At 63.5% G+C, this 19,779-nt stretch carries 22 protein-coding genes; 13 read left to right on the top strand and 9 right to left on the bottom strand.

Annotated elements, in window-relative coordinates:
- Positions 1–134 precede the first annotated feature (134 nt).
- From cpaB to P1U48_RS12350, 3 genes are all read right to left on the bottom strand, one after another.
- On the bottom strand, positions 135–995 hold the full coding sequence (gene cpaB / locus P1U48_RS12360; protein WP_301069318.1) for a Flp pilus assembly protein CpaB: 861 nt from the start codon (positions 993–995) through the stop codon (positions 135–137).
- A 177-nt stretch (positions 996–1,172) separates the two neighbouring features.
- Positions 1,173–1,385: a hypothetical protein gene (locus P1U48_RS12355; protein ID WP_301069317.1), complete on the bottom strand. Its 213-nt coding sequence runs from the start codon at positions 1,383–1,385 to the stop codon at positions 1,173–1,175.
- Positions 1,386–1,569: 184 nt separating this feature from the next.
- Positions 1,570–1,758, bottom strand: a complete 189-nt coding sequence (locus tag P1U48_RS12350) for a hypothetical protein (protein ID WP_301069316.1) — start codon at positions 1,756–1,758, stop codon at positions 1,570–1,572.
- Between P1U48_RS12350 and P1U48_RS12345 the strand changes: the two genes are divergently transcribed.
- Positions 1,745–1,987, top strand: a complete 243-nt coding sequence (locus tag P1U48_RS12345) for a hypothetical protein (RefSeq protein WP_301069315.1) — start codon at positions 1,745–1,747, stop codon at positions 1,985–1,987. The genes P1U48_RS12350 and P1U48_RS12345 overlap by 14 nt on opposite strands.
- A 159-nt stretch (positions 1,988–2,146) precedes the next feature.
- Positions 2,147–3,007 carry a lytic transglycosylase domain-containing protein gene (locus P1U48_RS12340; RefSeq protein WP_366142885.1) on the top strand — a complete coding sequence of 287 codons (861 nt, stop codon included), beginning with the start codon at positions 2,147–2,149 and terminating at the stop codon, positions 3,005–3,007.
- A 180-nt stretch (positions 3,008–3,187) separates the two neighbouring features.
- On the opposite strand, the gene P1U48_RS12335 is transcribed toward P1U48_RS12340, so the two are convergent.
- From P1U48_RS12335 to P1U48_RS12325, 3 genes are all read right to left on the bottom strand, one after another.
- Positions 3,188–3,814 (bottom strand): 3-oxoacid CoA-transferase subunit B, encoded by a 627-nt coding sequence (locus P1U48_RS12335; protein ID WP_301069314.1) that lies wholly within the window; start codon positions 3,812–3,814, stop codon positions 3,188–3,190.
- Positions 3,814–4,518, bottom strand: a complete 705-nt coding sequence (locus P1U48_RS12330) for a CoA transferase subunit A (protein WP_301069313.1) — start codon at positions 4,516–4,518, stop codon at positions 3,814–3,816. Before P1U48_RS12330 ends, P1U48_RS12335 begins: the two co-directional genes overlap by 1 nt.
- 94 nt (positions 4,519–4,612) lie before the next feature.
- On the bottom strand, positions 4,613–5,509 hold the full coding sequence (locus P1U48_RS12325) for a LysR family transcriptional regulator (RefSeq protein ID WP_301069312.1): 897 nt from the start codon (positions 5,507–5,509) through the stop codon (positions 4,613–4,615).
- Positions 5,510–5,598: 89 nt separating this feature from the next.
- Here P1U48_RS12325 and P1U48_RS12320 point away from each other — a divergent pair, with 89 nt between their 5' ends.
- A complete protein-coding gene (locus tag P1U48_RS12320; RefSeq protein WP_301069311.1) occupies positions 5,599–6,324 on the top strand; it encodes a DUF4386 domain-containing protein in 726 nt (241 codons plus the stop codon).
- A gap of 18 nt (positions 6,325–6,342) precedes the next feature.
- Here the strand turns inward: P1U48_RS12320 and topA are convergent, their stop codons facing one another.
- The 3 genes from topA to tldD form a co-directional block, all read right to left on the bottom strand.
- Complete coding sequence (gene topA / locus P1U48_RS12315; protein WP_301069309.1) at positions 6,343–8,949, bottom strand: type I DNA topoisomerase; 2,607 nt, start codon at positions 8,947–8,949, stop codon at positions 6,343–6,345.
- Between the two features lie 199 nt (positions 8,950–9,148).
- Entirely contained in the window at positions 9,149–10,327 is a 1,179-nt protein-coding gene (gene dprA, locus P1U48_RS12310) for a DNA-processing protein DprA (RefSeq protein WP_301069308.1), read from the bottom strand.
- Positions 10,328–10,468: 141 nt separating this feature from the next.
- On the bottom strand, positions 10,469–11,890 hold the full coding sequence (tldD, locus tag P1U48_RS12305; RefSeq protein WP_301069307.1) for a metalloprotease TldD: 1,422 nt from the start codon (positions 11,888–11,890) through the stop codon (positions 10,469–10,471).
- 177 nt (positions 11,891–12,067) lie between these two features.
- Between tldD and coxB the strand changes: the two genes are divergently transcribed.
- The 10 genes from coxB to P1U48_RS12255 form a co-directional block, all read left to right on the top strand.
- Complete coding sequence (gene coxB, locus P1U48_RS12300) at positions 12,068–12,961, top strand: cytochrome c oxidase subunit II (protein WP_301069305.1); 894 nt, start codon at positions 12,068–12,070, stop codon at positions 12,959–12,961.
- Positions 12,962–13,031: 70 nt separating this feature from the next.
- Positions 13,032–13,970 (top strand): heme o synthase, encoded by a 939-nt coding sequence (gene cyoE, locus P1U48_RS12295; protein ID WP_301069304.1) that lies wholly within the window; start codon positions 13,032–13,034, stop codon positions 13,968–13,970.
- Positions 13,970–14,137: a hypothetical protein gene (locus P1U48_RS12290; RefSeq protein WP_301069303.1), complete on the top strand. Its 168-nt coding sequence runs from the start codon at positions 13,970–13,972 to the stop codon at positions 14,135–14,137. The genes cyoE and P1U48_RS12290 overlap by 1 nt, the downstream gene beginning before the upstream one ends.
- Positions 14,137–14,715, top strand: a complete 579-nt coding sequence (locus P1U48_RS12285) for a cytochrome c oxidase assembly protein (RefSeq protein WP_301069302.1) — start codon at positions 14,137–14,139, stop codon at positions 14,713–14,715. Before P1U48_RS12290 ends, P1U48_RS12285 begins: the two co-directional genes overlap by 1 nt.
- Positions 14,716–14,737: 22 nt before the next feature.
- Positions 14,738–15,538 carry a cytochrome c oxidase subunit 3 gene (locus P1U48_RS12280; RefSeq protein WP_301069301.1) on the top strand — a complete coding sequence of 267 codons (801 nt, stop codon included), beginning with the start codon at positions 14,738–14,740 and terminating at the stop codon, positions 15,536–15,538.
- A 127-nt stretch (positions 15,539–15,665) separates the two neighbouring features.
- Positions 15,666–16,328 carry an SURF1 family protein gene (locus tag P1U48_RS12275; protein WP_301069300.1) on the top strand — a complete coding sequence of 221 codons (663 nt, stop codon included), beginning with the start codon at positions 15,666–15,668 and terminating at the stop codon, positions 16,326–16,328.
- Positions 16,325–17,713: a threonine synthase gene (gene thrC / locus P1U48_RS12270; RefSeq protein WP_301069298.1), complete on the top strand. Its 1,389-nt coding sequence runs from the start codon at positions 16,325–16,327 to the stop codon at positions 17,711–17,713. The genes P1U48_RS12275 and thrC overlap by 4 nt, the downstream gene beginning before the upstream one ends.
- A complete protein-coding gene (locus tag P1U48_RS12265) occupies positions 17,710–18,972 on the top strand; it encodes a pitrilysin family protein (protein ID WP_301069297.1) in 1,263 nt (420 codons plus the stop codon). Before thrC ends, P1U48_RS12265 begins: the two co-directional genes overlap by 4 nt.
- Positions 18,972–19,556 (top strand): GNAT family protein, encoded by a 585-nt coding sequence (locus tag P1U48_RS12260; RefSeq protein ID WP_301069390.1) that lies wholly within the window; start codon positions 18,972–18,974, stop codon positions 19,554–19,556. The genes P1U48_RS12265 and P1U48_RS12260 overlap by 1 nt, the downstream gene beginning before the upstream one ends.
- A 28-nt stretch (positions 19,557–19,584) precedes the next feature.
- Positions 19,585–19,779, top strand: a 195-nt coding sequence (locus P1U48_RS12255) for a hypothetical protein (RefSeq protein ID WP_301069296.1), incomplete at its 3' end; no start/stop codon positions are given.

Genomic DNA, 19,779 nt, shown 5'->3' with positions numbered 1-19,779 from the left:
TTTTTTGCAATGAACAATGGCTTCTACGGTGTTGCTTATGTGGATAAGTCGCAACAGCCCGGTTGTTTTCGCACCGCCTGCACAGCGGAAAACGCAAAAAGGGCGGCCACTTGCGGCCGCCCCATTGTTGCGGATCAATCGGGGCAGGGGATCGGGATCATCACCACTTCGGCACCGCGGCGGGTGCGGATGGTGCAGACCCGTTTTTCTTCCTTGCGGATCACTTCCTCGGGTTTCGGCGCTTCGATCCCCAGCAGCGTGTTCTGATCGACTTCGACGGCCTGCGCCACGGTGTCATCTTCGGCGCCGACCAGCGACAGCGACAGGCGACCGGTGGATTGTGCCTGGGCCAGCGCCGCCACCTGCTGCGGGTTCACCGCAACCGTGACGGTCCGGGCGATGCTGGCCTGAACTGCGTCAGAGGACGAGGTCTGATCGACCGCGATCAGCTGTACCCCGACTTCGATCAATTTGGTGACATCCGTCGAACGATTGAAATCGTCGCCGGTCACCCGACCGGTCCAATAGACGTCGACCTTGTCGCCAGGGCGCAGAAAGCCCGACACGCCCGAAGACACGTCAACATTGATGGCAAAGGCGCGCATACCCTTGGACAGGCGGTTGGTCAGGCCTGCTTCTTCGCCGGGCTCGGTGACCTTGATCGCCATGACCGCCTCGTTGACCTCCATCGAGCGGAGGACGAAACGATCGGGTTTGTTTTCGGGAAACAGCGCGGCCACATCGGTGAACACACCTTCGGGAACGGCGTCCTGGGGCCATTTGATCTTGCGCACGTCCTCTTGTTTCAGCGTTTCGCCATACCGCAGGGCGCGCTGGGCGACATAGACATCGACGGTGGGCACCGACTCGGGCCGCTGTGAGCGTTCCATCGCGAGCTGCTGCTCGTAGGTCTGCATATAGCCGTTGACCATATAGACGGCGAAACCGGCGAGGCCGACGCCAGCGATGAGTACCAATCCGAAAAGCGAGCGCATGTTACTACCTCATTTTCACTTTTGTCCGCACCGCCGCGTTTGCCGGGCGATGCTGATTATCTGAGTCTGACTCTGGCAGCGAATTGTGTCCAAAGAAGGGACAATTCCTGATTTCTGGGTGTCGGTTGATGTGCTGCTGCGCCTGCCTGCGGCGGCCCCGCTGGCAGGCGCGGCGGATCAGTTCTTGACCATATCCGTCATATAGCTGGCGGTGCTGTCGGTCAGGCCGGTGGTGCCGGTCGTCATCATCTGCAGCGCCAGCACGGTCAGCGCCACGACCAGCGCGCAAAGAACCACCCAGTCGACAGTGACTGCACCGGTTTCATCGGCGGCAAAGCTCTGGCGATCCAGGAGGCGGTTTGCGAAAGTGAAGGATGAAAGCATGTGCATGGGCTGGCCCTTCGTTCTGCCCCGATCATTGCCATGTCGGAGGCCAAATATGGGTCCGAGTCTCCGGGCAGGGCCCGGTGTCGGTCTCAGACGGTCGCGTCGCAAGCCTTCTGCCGCCGGACCGAAAAAGCCGCGCCTTGTCACAAGGCGCGGCTGGGTCTTACATCGCCGAAGCGTCCGAAGATTACTTGGTGGTGCTCGGGTTTTGTTCCGACATGTAGGTCGCAACGTTGGCGGTCAGGCCGGTCGCACCGCTCTTGATCGAAGTGTAGGCGGCTGCGGACAGGCCAACAACGGCTGCGGTCAGAACGACCCAGTCAACGGTCACGGCGCCAGCTTCGTCTTTACGGAAATTTTTGATGAACTTGATCATGTTGTGTCCCTCCAAAGGATCATATGGTTTGCTACGTCCGCTTAGGCTGTTGGCCACCCGTCTCTCTCAACTTTCGGGCACCACCCTTGCGGTACTCGGATATAAAGCCCTCGGATTGGGGCAGGAATTGGGCGCCTTTGGTTCAAAATTGGACAGCCCCCAGAAAAAGCATGAACAACTGATTAAGCTGTTGAAAGTAAACAAAACAAAAAATCAAAAAAGTTTTTGAGTAACCGGAAGGGGCAGGTTCTGTGGCGTAAAAACCTGCGTCGAGGTTGTGATTCCAATCGATTTCTGGCGCGGTTAACCAGAATCTGAGATAGTGTCAGACAATAACAAGGGGGCGAAACAGCCCTGACAGGCAGCGATCACAGACAGGCGTTCCTATATGCGGTTACCGATTCCCCTGGCGTTTGTCGTCGGGCTGGCCATGTCGGCCCCGATGATGACAGCCGTCACCGCCCCGGCACAGGCCGAGGTGCAGACCGGGTTTGGTGATTTCACCAACAAAAGGGTGAAACCGCCGCGTGCCGATGCCAAGCGACGGATCACCGTTCAGATCAAGCCCGGCGACGCTCTGAAACCACCCAAGCCCAGGGCCAAACCCAAGACCGAGGCCGATACCGACAAGGCGAGCGTGGCGGTCGGCGCGGCACCGGGGCAATTGGCCTGGTTCTGGGAGGCGATCTCGCCGGATCTGACGGCCAGCGGGCCGGGGCGGTTGGAGCCGGCCCTGCGCCGGATCGCGGCCCCGCCCAGCGGCGCCGGGGTGCCCGCACCGCGACTCGGCACCCTGATGCAGATCGCCAGGGCGCATCAGGCGGATATTCTGCTGACCACGGCGGGCACCAATGTCTCGCCCGCGCTGGTGCTGGCGGTGATCGCGGTGGAAAGCGCGGGCCGGGTGGATGCGGTCAGCGGCGCCGGGGCGGCCGGGTTGATGCAGTTGATGCCGGCCACGGCGGAACGCTTTGGCGTCGCCGACCGATCGAACGCTGCGGACAATATCAAGGGCGGGGTGGCGTTTCTCGACATGCTGATGACCCGCTTCGGCGGCGACCCGATCCTGGTGCTGGCCGGTTACAATGCGGGCGAGAATTCGATCAAGACCCATAGCGGTGTGCCCCCCTATGCCGAGACAAGGGATTATGTGCCCAAGGTGTTGGCCGCCTTCGAGGTGGCGCGGAACCTCTGCCGGACCCGGCCACAGCTGATTTCGGATGGCTGCGTGTTTTCGTTTCCGAGCTGACCGGGGCATCGAGATCGGCATTGCGCCGCCGTTGGCGTCGCGCAGGGGACAGCGCCACCGGGCATTGAGCCCGCTGTCGCTGTGGCCTCCGGCGGGAATATTTCTGGCAAGATGAAGTGATGAAGACTGCCAAACGCCGCCCGGCCGGGGCGGCGTATGGGACTCTTGTTTTGGTGGGGATCAGGCGAGGATGGTTGCCTCGGTTGCGGCGCGCATCTCGGCTTCGCTGACACCATCGGCGAGTTCGAGGATCCTGAGGCCGCCCTCGGCCACCTCAAGCACCCCGAGATTGGTGATGATCAGATCGACCACCGCCTTGCCGGTCAGCGGCAGGGTGCAGGATTTCAGAACCTTGGTTTCGCCCGCCTTGTTCTGATGGTCCATCACCACGATCACCCGGCCGACACCCGCGACCAGATCCATTGCGCCGCCCATGCCCTTGACCAGCTTGCCGGGGATCATCCAATTCGCCAGATCGCCATCCTCGGAGACCTCCATCGCGCCGAGGATCGCCGCGGCGATCTTGCCGCCGCGAATCATCCCGAAGGAGGTGGCGCTGTCGAAATAGGCGGTGCGCGGCAATTCGGTGATCGTCTGCTTGCCGGCGTTGATCAGGTCCGGGTCTTCCTCGCCGTCGAAGGGGAAGGGGCCCATGCCAAGCATGCCGTTTTCCGATTGCAGGGTGATGTCCTTGTCGCCGACGTAATTGGCGACCAGGGTCGGGATGCCGATCCCGAGGTTCACATACATCCCATCCTGAAGTTCCTCGGCCGCGCGGGCGGCCATCTGGTTGCGGTCCCAGGGCATTACGCGGTCTCCTTCTTGCGGGTGGTGCGCTGTTCGATCCGGTTCTCGTGTTCGCCCTGGATCAGCCGGTGCACATAGACGCCGGGCAGATGGATCGCATCGGGGTCGAGCGCGCCGGTTGGCACGATCTCTTCGACCTCGACGACGCAGACCTTGCCGCACATCGCGGCGGGCGGGTTGAAATTGCGCGCGGTCTTGCGGAACACCAGATTGCCGGTCTCATCGGCCTTCCAGGCCTTGACGATGGCCAGATCGGCAACAATGCCGCGTTCCAGGATGTAATCCTGACCGTCGAAGGTCTTGACCTCTTTGCCATCGGCGATGACGGTGCCGACGCCGGTCTTGGTATAGAACCCGGGAATGCCGGAGCCGCCAGCGCGCATCCGTTCGGCCAGGGTGCCCTGGGGGTTGAATTCCAGCTCCAGCTCGCCGCTCAGATATTGGCGCATGAATTCGGCGTTTTCCCCGACATAGGAGGACATCATCTTTTTCACCTGCCGGGTTTGCAACAGCACGCCCAGGCCGAAGTCATCGACCCCGGCATTGTTGGAGGCCACCGTCAGATCCTTGGTGCCTGCATCGCGGATCGCCGCGATCAGCAATTCGGGGATGCCACAGAGGCCGAAACCGCCCGCCGCGATCAGCATGCCGTCAAACAGCACGCCATCCAGCGCCTCGGCCGCAGAGCCGTAGACCTTCTTCATCAGGAACCTCCTTGGTCGTTTGCTTCTGTCTTGCCGACCTGCGGGCTGGGAGTCAACGGAATGCTGCGACGCGGCGCCAGCGCCATGGCGCAGCTTAGGCCAGCGCTTCGGCGAGGAGGTCATAGATCAGACGCAGCCGGGGGTTGGTCAGAACATCGCGATGGGCGACCAGCCAGATCGGAAAACTGACCGGCGCCAGATCCGGCAGAATCTGGCGGACCGACGCATCGACCCTTGCCATCCGGTCGTCGAGGATGCCGATGCCCAGCCCCTGTTTCACCATTGCCCACATCACCAGGAAACTGTCACATACCAGCGGAAAATTCGCTTCGCTCAGCGACAGGCCGAGGCTGTTGAGCCGGGTCATCAGGCGGCCAGTGGTATCGAGGCCAACAAAGGCGGCGCGGCTGAGGTCGGCACGGGTGTCGAGCGGGCCAACCGCGTCAATATAGCCGGGCGTGGCATAGAGCCGGGCATTGGCGTCGCGGATCTTGCGGGCGATCAGATCGGGTTCGGTGGGGCGAAAGTTGCGGATCGCGATATCGGCCTCGCGGCGCAGCAGGTCGGTGGTATCGGAAGAGGCGACGACCTGCACGGAAATCCGCGGCGCGCGCCGCCGCAGATCCGCGAGGATCGCTGGCAGGATCAGGGCGGCATCCGCCTCGCTCGCTGCGATGACCACCTTGCCGGCAAGATCCGCGTTTCGACCCACCGCCTTCAGGCTCAGCTGGTTCGCCGCCTCGCCCATCCGTTGCACGTAGGTCAGCAGATCGCGCCCCGCCGGGGTGAGGGTCAGGCCGCGGCCCACCCGTTCAAACAGCACCACACCCAATTCGTGCTGCAGCGCCTCGACCTGGCGGCCAAGGGTCGGCTGGGTGAGGCCAAGCGCCCGCGCCGCAGCCGAGAGCGAACCCTCTTCGGCGGTGACGAGGAAGGCCCGCGCCCGGTTCCAGTCAAAAGTCGTGCCGTCCCAATGCATGCATTTACGCATATCAAAAAGACGAATTAAGTCAATTTTCGTTGGAATGCGGCGCGGCTAGATCCGGTCTCACAGACATCGGACGCAGAAAGGACACCGACATGCACCTCTTTGAGAACGCCCAATCGCGCGGCTATGCAAGGCTGGCAGGCGTCTTCTATCTGATCATCGCCGTCGCGGGCGGCTTTTCGATTGCCTATGTGCCATCGCAATTGCAGGTCGCCGGTGATCCGGCGGCAACATTTGCCAATATCGCGGCGCATCCGGGGTTGTTTCACCTCGGGCTGGCGGGTGACCTAGTGATGATGCTGGCCGAGATCATGGTGACGGCGATGCTGTTTTTCATGTTCCGCCCGGTGAATGCGACGCTGTCGCTGGCCGCCGCGCTGGCCCGGTTTGCCATGGTCACGGTGATGGCGGCGATGCTGTTCTTTCACATCGGAGCGATGGCGCTGGTGCGGCCCGACCTCGGGCTGGGCAGCCTGTCAGCGGCGCAGCGCCTTGATCTGGCCGGGCTGCTGCTGGCGATGCATGACGGCGGCGTCTGGATCTGGCAGGTGTTCTTTACCGCGCATTTGCTGCTGCTGGGGCAATTGGTGGCGCGCTCGGGCCGGTTTCCCCGCGTGCTGGGGCAGGCGTTGAGCCTGGGCGGCTTGGGCTATCTGCTGGATTCGATCCACGCCTTTGCGGCGCCGGATGCCGACTGGCTGGGGATGCTGCGGATCGCTTTGCTGGTCCTGGTGACGCTGGCCGAAATCGGCTTCGCCCTGTGGCTGGTGTTCGGCCGCGTGGCGGCGGCGCGGGTCACTGCGCCCGCCGCCGCCTGAACGATCAGTGTACCCCGCCTAGGCCTTCTTCGCCTTGGCAGGCTTGGCCTTGGTCGGCTTGGCGTTGGCAGGCTTGGCCTTGGCGGTCTTTTTCGCCGGGGCCTTCTTGCCCTTTTTGACGGCTTTTTCGGCGATCCATTCGACCGCCTGTTCGATCGTCACCTTGTCGACCTCGAAGGTGTCGGGGATCGTCGCGTTGATCTTGTCCCATTTCACATAGGGCCCGTATTTGCCGTCATAGATCGCCACCGGCCCGCCCGCGTCGGGATGCTCACCCAATTCGCGGATCGGCACCGCGGCCTTGCCCCGCGCTCCCCGGCTGGCGACCTTTTCGGCCAGCAATTGCACCGCGCGGTTCATGCCCACGGTCCAGACCTCGTCCAGCCCCTCGAGATTGGCATTGGTGCCGCCGCGGTTCGAGGTGCTCTCGGCATGTTTAATATAGGGGCCATAGCGACCGATATTGGCCCAGACATTGACCCCGTCCTCGGGGTGTGGGCCGATCAGGCGCGGCAGTTGCAACAGGCGCACCGCCGGTTCCAGTGTCAGCTCTTCGGGATTCCATTCCTTGGGCACCGACTGGCGCGGCGGTTTCTTGTTCTCTTCGGTGACCGGCCCGCGCTGCACGAAGGGACCAAAGCGGCCCTTGAAGACGCGGATCTCGTCGCCCTCATCCTCGCCCAGCAATTTGCCGTCCGGCGGGATCGCGCTGGCCTCGGCCTCGGCGTCGGGCGGACCGAAGGGCCGGGTATAGCGGCATTCGGGGTAGTTCGAACAACCGATAAAGGCGCCACCGGCGCGCGCGGTGCGCATCGACAGACGGCCCGCGCCGCAATTCGGGCAGAGGCGTGGATCGGTGCCATCTTCGTTGGGCGGGAACAGGTGCGGTTCCAGCACCTCGTTGATCTTTTCCAGCACATCGGTGATCCGAAGCTCGGCGGTTTCCGCGATCGCGGCGGAAAAATCACGCCAGAACCGGGCCAGAACATCCTTGTAGTCGCGTTCCCCGGCGCTGACATCGTCCAGCTCTTCTTCCAGCTCGGCGGTGAAATCATATTCCAGATAGCGACGGAAATAATTGGTCAGGAACACGGTCACCAGCCGCCCCTTGTCTTCGGGCAGCAGCCGGTTCTTGTCCTTGATCACATAGCCACGATCCTGAATCGTGGTGACGATGCTGGCATAGGTCGAGGGGCGTCCGATGCCCAGCTCTTCCATCCTCTTGACCAGCGTCGCCTCAGTGTAGCGCGGCGGCGGCTGGGTGAAGTGCTGGTCCGGGGTGATGCTGGATTTGGTGGCCTGTTCGCCCTGCTGGATCTGCGGCAAGCGTTTGTCGTCATCATCGACCACAGCGTCGTCGCGGCCTTCTTCATAGATTTTCATAAAGCCGTCGAACAGCACCACCTGACCGGAGGCGCGCAGCTCGACCTGGTCATCGGCACTGCCGATAACCACGGTGGTGCGTTCCATCCGGGCGCCTTCCATCTGGCAGGCCAAGGTGCGTTTCCAGATCAGATCGTAAAGCTTGCGCTGATCGGTATCGGTGATGTTCAGCGTGGCCGCGTCGGCGGTCATCTCGGTCGGGCGGATACATTCATGCGCTTCCTGCGCGTTCTTGGCCTTGTTTTTATAGACCCGCGGTTCGCCTGGCACATATTCGGCTCCAAAGCGGTCCTTGATCGCGTCGCGGCAGGCGATCACCGCCTCCGGCGCCATGTCGATGCCATCGGTCCGCATATAGGTGATATGCCCGGCCTCATAGAGCCGCTGCGCCGTGCTCATCGTCTGCCGGGCGCCCATGCCGAACTTGCGGCTCGCCTCTTGCTGCAGGGTCGAGGTCATGAATGGCGGCGACGGATTGCGGCTGGCCGGTTTCGCCTCGACCGATTTGACCGAGAGATCGCGCGAGGTGATCGCCTGCACCGCGAGTTCGGCCTGGGTGGCGTTCTCAATGTCGTAGCGCTCAAGCTTTTTGCCGGCGAGAAGGGTGAGCCGGGCCTCGTATTCCTGGCCGCGCGGGGTGCCGAGCAGCGCCTTTACGGTCCAGTATTCGCGCGGCCGGAAGGCTTCGACCTCCATCTCGCGCTCGACGATCAGCCGCAGGCAGACCGATTGCACCCGCCCGGCGGATTTTGCGCCCGGCAGTTTGCGCCAGAGCACCGGCGACAGGTTGAAGCCGACCAGGTAGTCCAGCGCCCGGCGGGCCAGATAGGCCTGAACCAGCGGCGCATCGACCTGGCGCGGATTCTTCATCGCCTCGGTCACCGCGGTCTTGGTGATCGCGTTGAACACGACCCGGCTGACCGGCGTGTCCTTGTTGATCGCCTTGCGGGCGCGCAGCGCCTCTTCGAGGTGCCATGAAATCGCCTCGCCCTCGCGGTCGGGGTCAGTCGCGAGGATCAGCGCATTGTCCGTCTTCAGCGCATCGGCGATGGCTTTGACATGTTTGCGGCTGTCTGCGGCGATCTCCCATTTCATCTCAAAATCATGTTCGGTGTCCACCGACCCATTCTTTGGCGGCAGGTCGCGAACGTGACCATAAGAGGCGAGGACCGTGTAATCGGCACCAAGATACTTGTTGATTGTCTTGGCTTTGGCCGGGGATTCCACCACGACAACGGGCATACGCAGTCCTTTCGAGTCGGGGATAACCTGTTGGCGGCGGACCATGTGAGCAATGTCGGGTGGATGTCAACTCGACCAATGCCGCGCGGCGGATTTCGGGGAATCCACACTGCCCGGCAGGATTGGGCCGGGTTTCGACCCGCGCGGCGGCACGGCCGGTCGGGTGGCAATGTCGGGGCGGTGGCCGGTCTGCTTCCGCTCAGGCGTTGCTCGGAACCCGCGAGATCAGGCCGCCGGACTGGCGCAGAATCTGGCCTGAGAGTTCCAGATCGACCAGCGCCGGAGCGATTCGGCGCGGTTCCTCTCCGAGGTCGCGGATCAACTGGTCCTCAGCCAGCGGAGTCGGGCCAAGGCGGTTCAGGATCTCGCTGTGCAGCGCGGCGGTTTCACGCAGGCTGCGCTTTCGCGGCGCGCCCGGGGGCGGGGCCGATGGAACCGGGGTGTCCAGTGCCAGCGCCGTCTGAACCGGATCGCGTGTTGCCGCCTGTGGTGGCAGCGCCTCGATCACATCGGCGGCATTGCGGACCAGACGGGCGCCGTCGCGGATCAACATGTTGCAGCCGGCGCTGCGGGCGTCCATCGGATGACCCGGCACCACCAGCACCTCGCGCCCCTGATCCAATGCGGTGCGGGCGGTGATCAGGCTGCCGGACCGCGCCGCCGCCTCGATCACCACGACCGCCCGCGACAGGCCGGAGACCAGCCGGTTGCGGCGCGGAAAATGCCGCGCTTGCGGCTGCATCCCCATCGGTTGTTCCGACAGGCGCAGCCCGGTCTGGATGATCTTGCTTGCCAGGTCGGCGTTTTCCGCCGGGTAAAGCATGTCGACACCCCCGGCCATCATTGCGATCGTGCCGCTGGCGAGGCTGGCGTGATGCGCCGCCGCATCAATGCCGCGCGCCAGGCCCGAGACGATCACCAGCCCTGATTCGGCCAGATCGGTGGCCATCGCCCGCGCCATCCTGGTGCCAAGCGAGGAGGCATTGCGCGCCCCCACAATCCCGATCTTTGGCCGGGCCAGCACCCCGAGGTCGCCAATCGCCCAGAGGATCGGTGGTGGGTCGTCGATGTCGAGCAGGTCAACGGGATAGTCCGGCGCACCGACACAGATCATCCGGGCGCCCGCCTGGGCGGCGGCCCGCAGTTCGGCCAGCGCCACGGCCTCGGGGCAGGGCTGGTAACCGGAGACCCCCGCCGCCCTAGCGATGTCGGGCAGGGCGACGAGGGCCGCACGGGCGGATTGGTGTTCGGTGAGCAACCGGTAAAAGGTAACGATTCCGACCCGCCGCGAGCGTAAGAGACGGAGCCACGAAAGACGCTCATCTTCCGTGGTGGGTGGGAGTGGGGGGTGAGTGGAAGGATGTGTATCCACGGCCATCGTGACTCCGCCTGCTTGCAGACTCAGGCATAGCCGATGCGCGGTTAACCAAGCGTGAATCGCATGGTTAACCGCGTGGGAATATTCTGTGAGACGACCCGGATCAGCGGTTTCAGTCGGCCATATGACAGGCCACGGGGCTCAGACCGCCGATCCACCCACCGTCAGCCCGCCGATCAGCACCGTTGGCTGGCCGACCCCGACGGGGACCCATTGCCCGGCCTTGCCACAATTGCCCATGCCCGGATCCAGCGCCATGTCATTGCCGAGCGCCCGGATCCGATTCAGCGCGGTGGCACCGTCACCGATCAGGGTGGCCCCCTTGACCGGGGCGCCGACGACGCCGTTTTTCACGCGGTAAGCTTCGGTGCAGGAAAACACGAATTTGCCGTTGGTAATATCGACCTGGCCACCGCCGAACCCGACCGCATAGATACCATCCTTGAGCTCACCCACCACCTCTTCGCGGCTGGCCTCGCCGCCCAGCATATAGGTGTTGGTCATTCGCGGCATCGGCGCATGGGCATAGCTTTCGCGGCGCCCGTTGCCGGTTGGCTCCACGCCCATCAGCCGGGCGTTCTGCCGGTCCTGCATGAACCCGACCAGGATTCCATCCTCGATCAGCACATTCTTGCCGCTCGGCGTGCCCTCGTCATCGACGGTGATCGACCCGCGCCGGTCCGGGATGGTGCCATCATCCAGCACCGTGACCCCGGGCGCGGCGATTCGCTGGCCCAGCAGCCCGGCAAAAGCCGAGGTTTGCTTGCGGTTGAAATCGCCCTCCAGCCCGTGACCGATCGCCTCGTGCAACAGAATGCCGGGCCAGCCGGGGCCGAGCACAACATCCATCACCCCGGCGGGGGCGGATTCGGCATCGAGGTTGACCAGCGCCACCCGCAGCGCCTCGCGCGCCTTGGCCTGCCAATCGGTGGGGTCGAGCAGCCCGTCGAGGCCAACCCGGCCACCGCCGCCGGCAGAACCGGATTCTCGGCGCCCGTTCTGTTCGACGATGACCGAGACATTGACCCGGGTCATCGGTCGCACATCGCGCACCCTAAGGCCTTCGGGGCGCAGAATCTCGACCTCTTGGCAAGAGGCGGCGATGGTCGCTGAAACCTGCACGATGCGCGGGTCCAGATCGCGGGCAAAGGCATCGATCTCACGCAGGGTCTCGACCTTGACCGGAAATTCAGCGCCAGAGATCGGGTCGAGATCCGCATAAAGGCGGCGATTGGTGGCGCGCGGCGGCGGCGCCAGGCTGCCGCCGCCATCGCCCACCGCAAGCCGGGTGACTTCCACTGCGCGTTTCAGCGCGCTTTCGCTGATTTCGGTGGCATGGGCATAGCCTGCCACCTCGCCCTGCACCGCGCGCAGGCCGAATCCCTCGGACGCGTCATAGCTGGCGGTCTTGATCCGGCCATCGTCAAACACCAGAACTTCGGAGCGGCGGCGTTCCAGAAACAGCTCGCCATCATCGGCCCCGGCCACAGCGGTGCGCAGATGGGCCAGGGCCCGATCCTCGTCCAGGGCGGTGTCAAATGGGCGAAAAGGGGTGTTGGACATGCTGAAACCTCTGCTTCGCGACCGCGGCATTTGATCCAGATCAAGAAAAGCGTCCGTTTGCCGCAAGCGCAATTGTTGTCGTTCGTGTCAGAATATGGTTTTAAGCTGCGACAAACAACGTGGCGCGGGCCAATATGGGCCGAACCGCGGCGGAACGCTCAATCATCAGGGTGCATAATGCGAACATTTACCAGCCTCTTCGCCCTTCTGGCGGCAACCGCTCTGCCCGCGGCAGCGCAAGACGGAAGCGTCATCGGAAAACCGCACAGTGGCGGCTTAGGCTTTCAAACCGCAGCCACAGAACTGGCGCGCGACCAGCAATGGCTGGACGGGATGATCTTGGTCATCATCTCGGCGATCGTGTTACTCGTGGTCGCGCTGCTGTTCGTGGTGATCCTGCGCTATAACAGCCGGTTCAACCCGAAGCCGGCGAAATTCACCCACAACACCCCGGTCGAGGTGGTTTGGACGATTCTCCCGGTGATGATCCTGGTCGTTATCGGGGTGTTTTCGCTGCCGGTCCTGTTCAAGCAGCAGGAAATTCCGGAGGGTGACATCACCATCAAGGTGACCGGCAACCAATGGTATTGGAGCTATGAATACACCGATTTCGACGATGTGACCTTTGACAGCTACATGATCGGCCAGCCCGCCACGATGACCGCCGAAGACGACACGGCGGGCGCCGAGGCCTATATCCTATCCGACGCGATGAAGGCCAAGCTGATCAAATCCGGCTACAGGGATGATGAATTCCTGCTGGCCGTCGACAATGCGGTGGTGGTGCCCGTGAACAAGGTCATCGTCATGGATGTGACCGGCAGCGATGTGATCCATTCCTGGACGGTGCCCGCCTTTGGGGTGAAACAGGACGCGGTGCCGGGGCGGATTGCCCAGCTGTGGTTCAAGCCCGAGGTTGAAGGCGTGTTCTTTGGCCAATGTTCCGAGCTTTGCGGCAAGGACCATGCCTATATGCCGATCGCGGTCAAAGTGGTGTCGCAGGCGCGGTATGACGCCTGGATCGCTGCCACTCAGGCCGCCGGCGAATATGTCGATGTAAACGCCCTCTGATTTCGGGCGGTGAAGCAATGATCCGGCCCGCTCCATCAAAAGTGGCGCGGCGCCCGAAAGGCCATCAGAGATGAGCGACGCAAGCATCAACACAGAGACAGACCCGCTCGAGGCGGAGTTCGGCGATTTCCTCGCCCTGCTCAAGCCGCGGGTGATGTCGCTTGTCGTGTTCACGGCGGCGGTTGGCCTGTTGGCCGCGCCGGTGCCGGTGCATCCTTTCGTCGCCTTCTGTTCGGTGCTGTTCATTGCGGTGGGCGGCGGCGCCTCGGGCGCGCTGAACATGTGGTATGACCACGACATCGACGCGGTAATGAAGCGCACCGCGCGGCGGCCGATCCCGGCGGGCAAGGTCAGCCGGGGCGATGCGCTGGCGCTGGGGCTGACGCTGTCGGGTTTTGCGGTGGTGATGCTGGGGCTGGCGGCGAATTGGCTGGCGGCGGGGCTGCTGGCCTTTACCATCTTCTTTTACGCGGTCGTCTATACGATGTGGCTGAAACGCTGGACGCCGCAGAACATCGTGATCGGTGGTGCCGCGGGCGCCTTCCCGCCGATGATCGGCTGGGCGGTGGCGACCGGTGGCGTGTCGGTGGAATCGGTGCTGATGTTCGCGCTGATCTTCATGTGGACTCCGCCGCATTTCTGGGCGCTGGCGCTGTTCATGAATTCCGATTATGAGGCCGCGGGCGTGCCGATGCTGACCGTGACCCACGGCCGCCGCGCCACCCGGCGGCACATTCTGGTCTACACGCTGATCCTGGCGCCGCTGGCGATCGGCACCGGGTTCACCGCGATTAGCGGGCCGATCTATCTGGCCGTATCGGTGCTGCTGAACCTGGCGTTTGTCAAAGGCGCGGTCGATATCCTGCGCCGCGACGAAACCCACGCCGTGGCCGATAAATATCGGGTCGAGAAACGCTTTTTCGCGCTGTCTCTACTCTATCTGTTCCTGCACTTCGGGGCGATTCTGGCCGAGGCCGCGTTGCGGCCCTGGGGACTGGGGGGCTGGTGATGGCAATTCAAGTCGAACATGAACTGCACAAGCGCCGCCGCGGCCGCAACTTGGGCCTTGGCCTGGTGCTGGCCGCTTTCGTGGCGATGGTGTTCGGCCTGACCATGGTCAAGGTTGCGCGCACCGATTTTTCGAATGCGCCCAAAGCCGCCGGAGGGGACAAGTAATGGCGATGCAAGGCACCACCAAGACAGTGCTGGCGACCGTCGGCACGGTGGTGATCATGGGCGCGCTGGCCTGGGCTTCGGTGCCGTTTTACAACTGGTTCTGCCGGGTGACCGGGTTTGGTGGCATCACCAACACCGCCGATGCGGGCAGCGACGTGATCCTGGATCAAACCATCAAGATCCGCTTTGACGCCAATACCGCCCCCGGTATGCCCTGGCAGTTCAAGCCGGTTCAGCGCGATATGGTGCTGCGGATCGGCGAGACCGGGCTGGCGTTCTACGAGGCCTACAATCCCACCGACCAGGTGGTCGCCGGGTCGGCCAGCTACAATGTCGCGCCATACGAGGCCGGGAATTTTTTTACCAAGATCGACTGCTTTTGCTTCACCGAGCAGGTGTTGCAACCGCATGAGCGGGTCGAGATGCCGGTGACCTTTTATGTCGATCCGGAAATCGTCACCGACCGGGACGCGAAATATGTTCATCGCATCACCCTGTCGTATACATTCTACCAAACCGATCTGCCCGAGGGTTCGGCCGCTGCGCCGGACACATCGGACCGGCCGGCATTGAACTAAGAGGCTCCAACGAGGGACCGAAATGGCGCACGAAAAGAACCACGATTATCACATCCTTACCCCGTCGATCCAACCGCTCCTCGGGGCGATTTCGGCGTTCATCATGCTTTTCGGGGCGGTGCTGTTCTTCCACGACAGCGGACCCTGGATGCTGCTCATCGGCTTTGCGATGGTGCTCTATGTCATGTTCGCCTGGTGGTCAGAAACGGTTGCCGAGAACAAGGCAGGCGACCACACCCCGGTGGTGCGGCTGGGCCTGAAATACGGGTTCATCCTGTTTATCATGTCAGAGGTCATGTTCTTTTCGGCGTGGTTCTGGACCTTTTTCAAACACGCGATCTATCCGATGGGGCCAGAGAGCCCGATGATCGACGGACAATGGCCGCCGGCGGGAATCGAAACCTTCGACGCCTGGCACCTGCCGCTGATCAACACGCTGATCCTGCTGTGCTCCGGTGCCGCCGCAACCTGGGCGCACCATGCGCTGGTGCATGAGGACAACCGCGAAGACATCAAATGGGGTCTGATCCTGGCGATTGTACTGGGCGCGCTGTTCTCCGTGTTCCAAATCTATGAATACAGCCACGCCGCCTTTGGCTTTGCCGGGAACATCTACGGCGCGACCTTCTTTATGGCGACCGGGTTCCACGGCTTTCACGTGTTGATCGGGACGATCTTTTTGTTCGTCTGCCTGCTGCGGGTCTATGCCGGGCATTTCACCCCGGAAAACCATGCCGGTTTCGAGATGGCGGCCTGGTATTGGCACTTCGTCGACGTGGTCTGGCTGTTCCTGTTCGCCGCGGTCTATGTCTGGGGCGGCTAAAGCCGCTTCAGGGGACGCCGCTGCCGCGGCGTTGCCTCCGGCGGGAATATTTTGAGCAAGATGAAGGGGGCGCGGGGGGTTCTTCGCGCCTCCGGCTATTGAGGGTGGCAAAGTGCGCGGCATTTTGATGGTTGCGGTGATTGGGCTGGGCGGCGTTGCGGTGCTGCTGGGCCTGGGATTCTGGCAGGTACAGCGGCTGGCCTGGAAAGAGGGTGTGCTGGACGATATCGCGGCCCATATTGCCGCCGAACCGGTGCCGCTGCCGACCGTGCCGGATCCGCAGCTGAACCGGTATCTGCCAGTGCGGGCGCGTGGCGAGATCGGCACCGGGGTGATCCGGGTGCTGGCCAGCCGCAAGACTGTCGGCGCCGGGTATCGCCTGATCGTGCCCTTCACCACCGACGGGCGCCGGGTGCTGCTGGATCTGGGGTTTCTGCCGGTCGCCCAAGCGGTGCCGGTGATGCCACAAGGCCAGGTAGAGCTGATTGGCAATCTGCATTGGCCGGATGAGGTGGACAGCTTTACCCCGGAGCCCGATCCCGCCAAAGGCCTGTGGTTCGCCCGCGAGGTGAGCAGCCTGGCCGCGCATCTGGACAGCGCGCCGGTGCTGATCGTGCTGCGCAGCGGAGTCGATCTGCCGGGGGTGACACCGCTGCCGGTCGGGATCGAGGGCATCGCCAATGATCACCTGCAATATGCCATCACCTGGTTTTCCCTCGCCGCGATCTGGCTGGCGATGACCGGTTTTCTGGTCTATCGGATGCGCAAAGTGAGTGAGGGACGACCGTGAATTATATCTCCACCCGTGGCCAGGCGCCGACGTTGGGTTTCGAACAGGCGATGCTGACCGGCCTCGCCCGTGACGGCGGGCTCTATGTGCCCGAGACCATCCCAGAGATGAGCGCCGATGCGATCGCCGCCCTGGCCGGGCTGAGCTATGAAGAGACCGCCTTTCGGGTGATGTTGCCATTCATTGGCGAGGCCTTTGACGCGGCCGAGTTTCGGGCGATCATCGCCGCCGCCTATGCCGGGTTCGACCACGTCGCCCGGGCGCCGCTGGTGCAGCTGGATGCCAATCATTTCCTGCTGGAACTGTTCCACGGCCCGACCCTGGCGTTCAAGGATTTCGCCATGCAGCTGATCGGCCAACTGTTCCGTGCTTCGCTGGCGCGGTCGGGCCAAAGGGTGACGATCGTCGGGGCCACCAGCGGCGACACCGGATCGGCGGCGATCGAGGCCTTTGCCGGGCTCGACAATGTCGATGTGGTGATCCTCTATCCGCATGGCAAGGTCAGCGAAGTCCAGCGCCGTCAGATGACCACCCCGGCAGCGGCAAATGTCCATGCCATCGCGCTGGACGGCAATTTCGACGATTGCCAGGCGCGGCTGAAGGATATGTTCAACGATCATGCCTTTCGCGACGAGGTCGGGCTGGCCGGGGTCAATTCGATCAACTGGGCGCGGGTTCTGGCGCAGGTGGTCTATTACTTCACCGCCGCCGTCAGCCTGGGCGCGCCGCATCGCAAGGTGAGCTTTACCGTGCCAACCGGCAATTTCGGCGACGTCTTTGCGGGCTATATCGCCAAGCGGATGGGGCTGCCGATCGACCGGCTGGTGATCGCCACCAACCAGAATGACATATTGCACCGCTGTCTGACCGGCGGCGCCTACCTGACCGACCAGGTGGTGCCCTCGATCAGCCCGTCGATGGATATTCAGGTCAGCTCGAATTTCGAGCGGGCGTTGTTTGACGCCTATGACCGCGATGGCGGCGCGGTGGCGCAGTTGATGCAGGAGCTGGCTGGTGGCGGGTTTACCGTCAGCCAGGGTGCGCTGCAGGCGCTGCGCGAGCATTTCGACAGCGGCCGCGCCTCGGAGGCGGAAACCGCCGCCACCATCGCCCGCACCCTGGAGGCGACCGGAGAATTGCTCTGCCCGCACAGCGCGGTGGCGGTGAAAGTGGCCGAGGAACAGCGCGATCCGGCGGTGCCGATGATCACCCTGGCCACCGCCCATCCGGCGAAATTCCCCGATGCGGTCGAAGCGGCAACTGGCCAGCGCCCGGGGCTTCCCCGGTTCATGGCAAACCTGTATGACCGACCAGAGCGGGTGACCCGGGCCAGCAATGACCTGTCAGCCCTGCAATCCCTGATCCGAGAACGGCGCTCACATTGACCACTGAATATCACACGCTTTCCAATGGTTTCCGTATCGTCACCGAAGCGATGCCCGGGCTGCAATCGGCGGCGGTGGGCATCTGGGTGGCGGCCGGCGGGCGCAACGAGACCAAGGCGCAGAACGGCATTGCGCATTTCCTCGAACATATGGCCTTCAAGGGCACTGCGACCCGGTCGGCGCTGGAAATTGCCGAGGCGGTCGAGGATGTCGGCGGCTATATCAACGCCTATACCTCACGCGAGGTGACGGCCTATTACGCGCGGGTTCTGGCCGCCGATGTGCCGCTGGCGATGGATGTGATTGCCGATATCCTGCGCAATCCGACCTTTGAGGCCAGCGAGATCGAGATCGAGCGCGGTGTGATCCTGTCCGAGATCGGCCAGGCGCTGGACACGCCGGACGACGTGATCTTTGACTGGCTGCAGGAACAGGCCTATCCGGATCAACCGCTGGGGCGCAGCATTCTGGGCCCGGCCGAGCGGGTGCGCGGCTTTGCCCGCGCCGATCTGTCGGATTTCGTGGCGCAGAATTACGGGCCCGGGCAGATGATCCTTTCGGCGGCGGGGGCGGTCGATCACGCGGCGATAGTCGATCTGGCGGAGGGCCTGTTCGGCGATATGGCGGCACAGCCACAGGTGGCGGTGACCCCGGCGCGGTTTCGCGGCGGCGAAATGCGCAAGATCAAGAAGCTGGAGCAGGCGCATTTTGCGCTGGCCTTTGAAAGCCCGGATTACCGCGACCCCGATGCCTATGCGGCGCAGATCTATGCCACGGCCCTGGGTGGCGGCATGTCCTCGCGGCTGTTTCAGGAAATCCGCGAAAAACTGGGGCTGTGCTACACGATCTATGCCCAGGCCGGGGCCTATTCCGACACCGGGATGACCACGATCTATGCCGGCACCGGTGCGGATCAGGTCAAGGGCCTGGCCGAGCTGACGGTGGACGAGATGAAGCGCGCCGCCGAGGATATGAGCGATCAGGAGGTCGCCCGTGCCCGGGCGCAGATGAAGGCCGGGCTGCTGATGGGGCTGGAAGGTCCCTCGAGCCGGGCGGAACGGTTGGCCCGCATGCTGCAGATCTGGGACCGGGTGCCGGGGCTGGATGAGGTGGTGGACAAGATCGACGCGGTCACCACCGCCGACATCCGCCGCTACGGGCAAGCCCTGGTGAGCGACGCGTCGGTGGCGCTGGCCCTCTACGGTCCGAAGGGCGATGCGCTCGGGCTGGAGGCGTTGCAGGCAAGGCGCGCCGCATGATGTTGCGGCCGCGGCGCAAGATGCGGATCGACACCGATCGCATGGTGCTGCGCCCACCGATTCATGCCGATTGGCGGCCCTGGGCGGCGCTGCGACGGGAGAGCCGGGGATTCCTGGAACCCTGGGAGCCGATCTGGGCCACCGACCACCTGGGCCGCAAATCCTTTACCAACCGAGTCTATTGGGCGCAGCGTTCGGTCACCGGCGGCACTGCGGTGCCGCTGTTCCTGTGCCGCCGCGAGGATGAGCAATTGCTCGGCGCGATCACCCTGGACAATATCCGCCGCGGCCCGGCGCAGGCGGGGACCCTCGGCTATTGGATCGGCGAAAGCTTTGCCCGCCAGGGCTATATGCGCGAGGCGATCACTGCGGTGGTGCATCACGCCTTTCAGCGAATGGATCTGAGCCGGATCGAGGCTGCCTGCCTGCCGGAAAACGTGCCGTCGCGGGCCTTGCTGGAACATTGCGGCTTTAAATACGAAGGCGTGGCGCAGAGCTATCTGCAGATCAACGGGCGCTGGCGCACCCATGTGCTCTATGCCGCGCTGCGCGCCGATCGCCGCGGCAAGACCGACGTGGGCTGAGGCGCTTCTGACAAGAATTGCGTCGGCTTTGGCCGTCGCGCGCGGAATCGGCGTCCGGGCCATCGAGGCCGGTCCACCGGTGGCCTCCGGCGGGGATATTTTCGGCCTTATGTATCAAACGCAGCAAACAAGCGCGGCGCATGAGATGATTAGGACGCCACTGGGCCGTGTTGCCAAATGGGATTCGCATCGCCGCGCAGGCATGATTCAAGCTGGTATCTGC

The organism is Pseudooceanicola sp. (assembly GCF_029213205.1).
Classification (GTDB): Bacteria; Pseudomonadota; Alphaproteobacteria; order Rhodobacterales; family Rhodobacteraceae; genus Pseudooceanicola.
The sequence above is the reverse complement of the archived record's forward strand: the minus strand, read 5'-3'. Positions and strand labels throughout refer to the sequence as shown.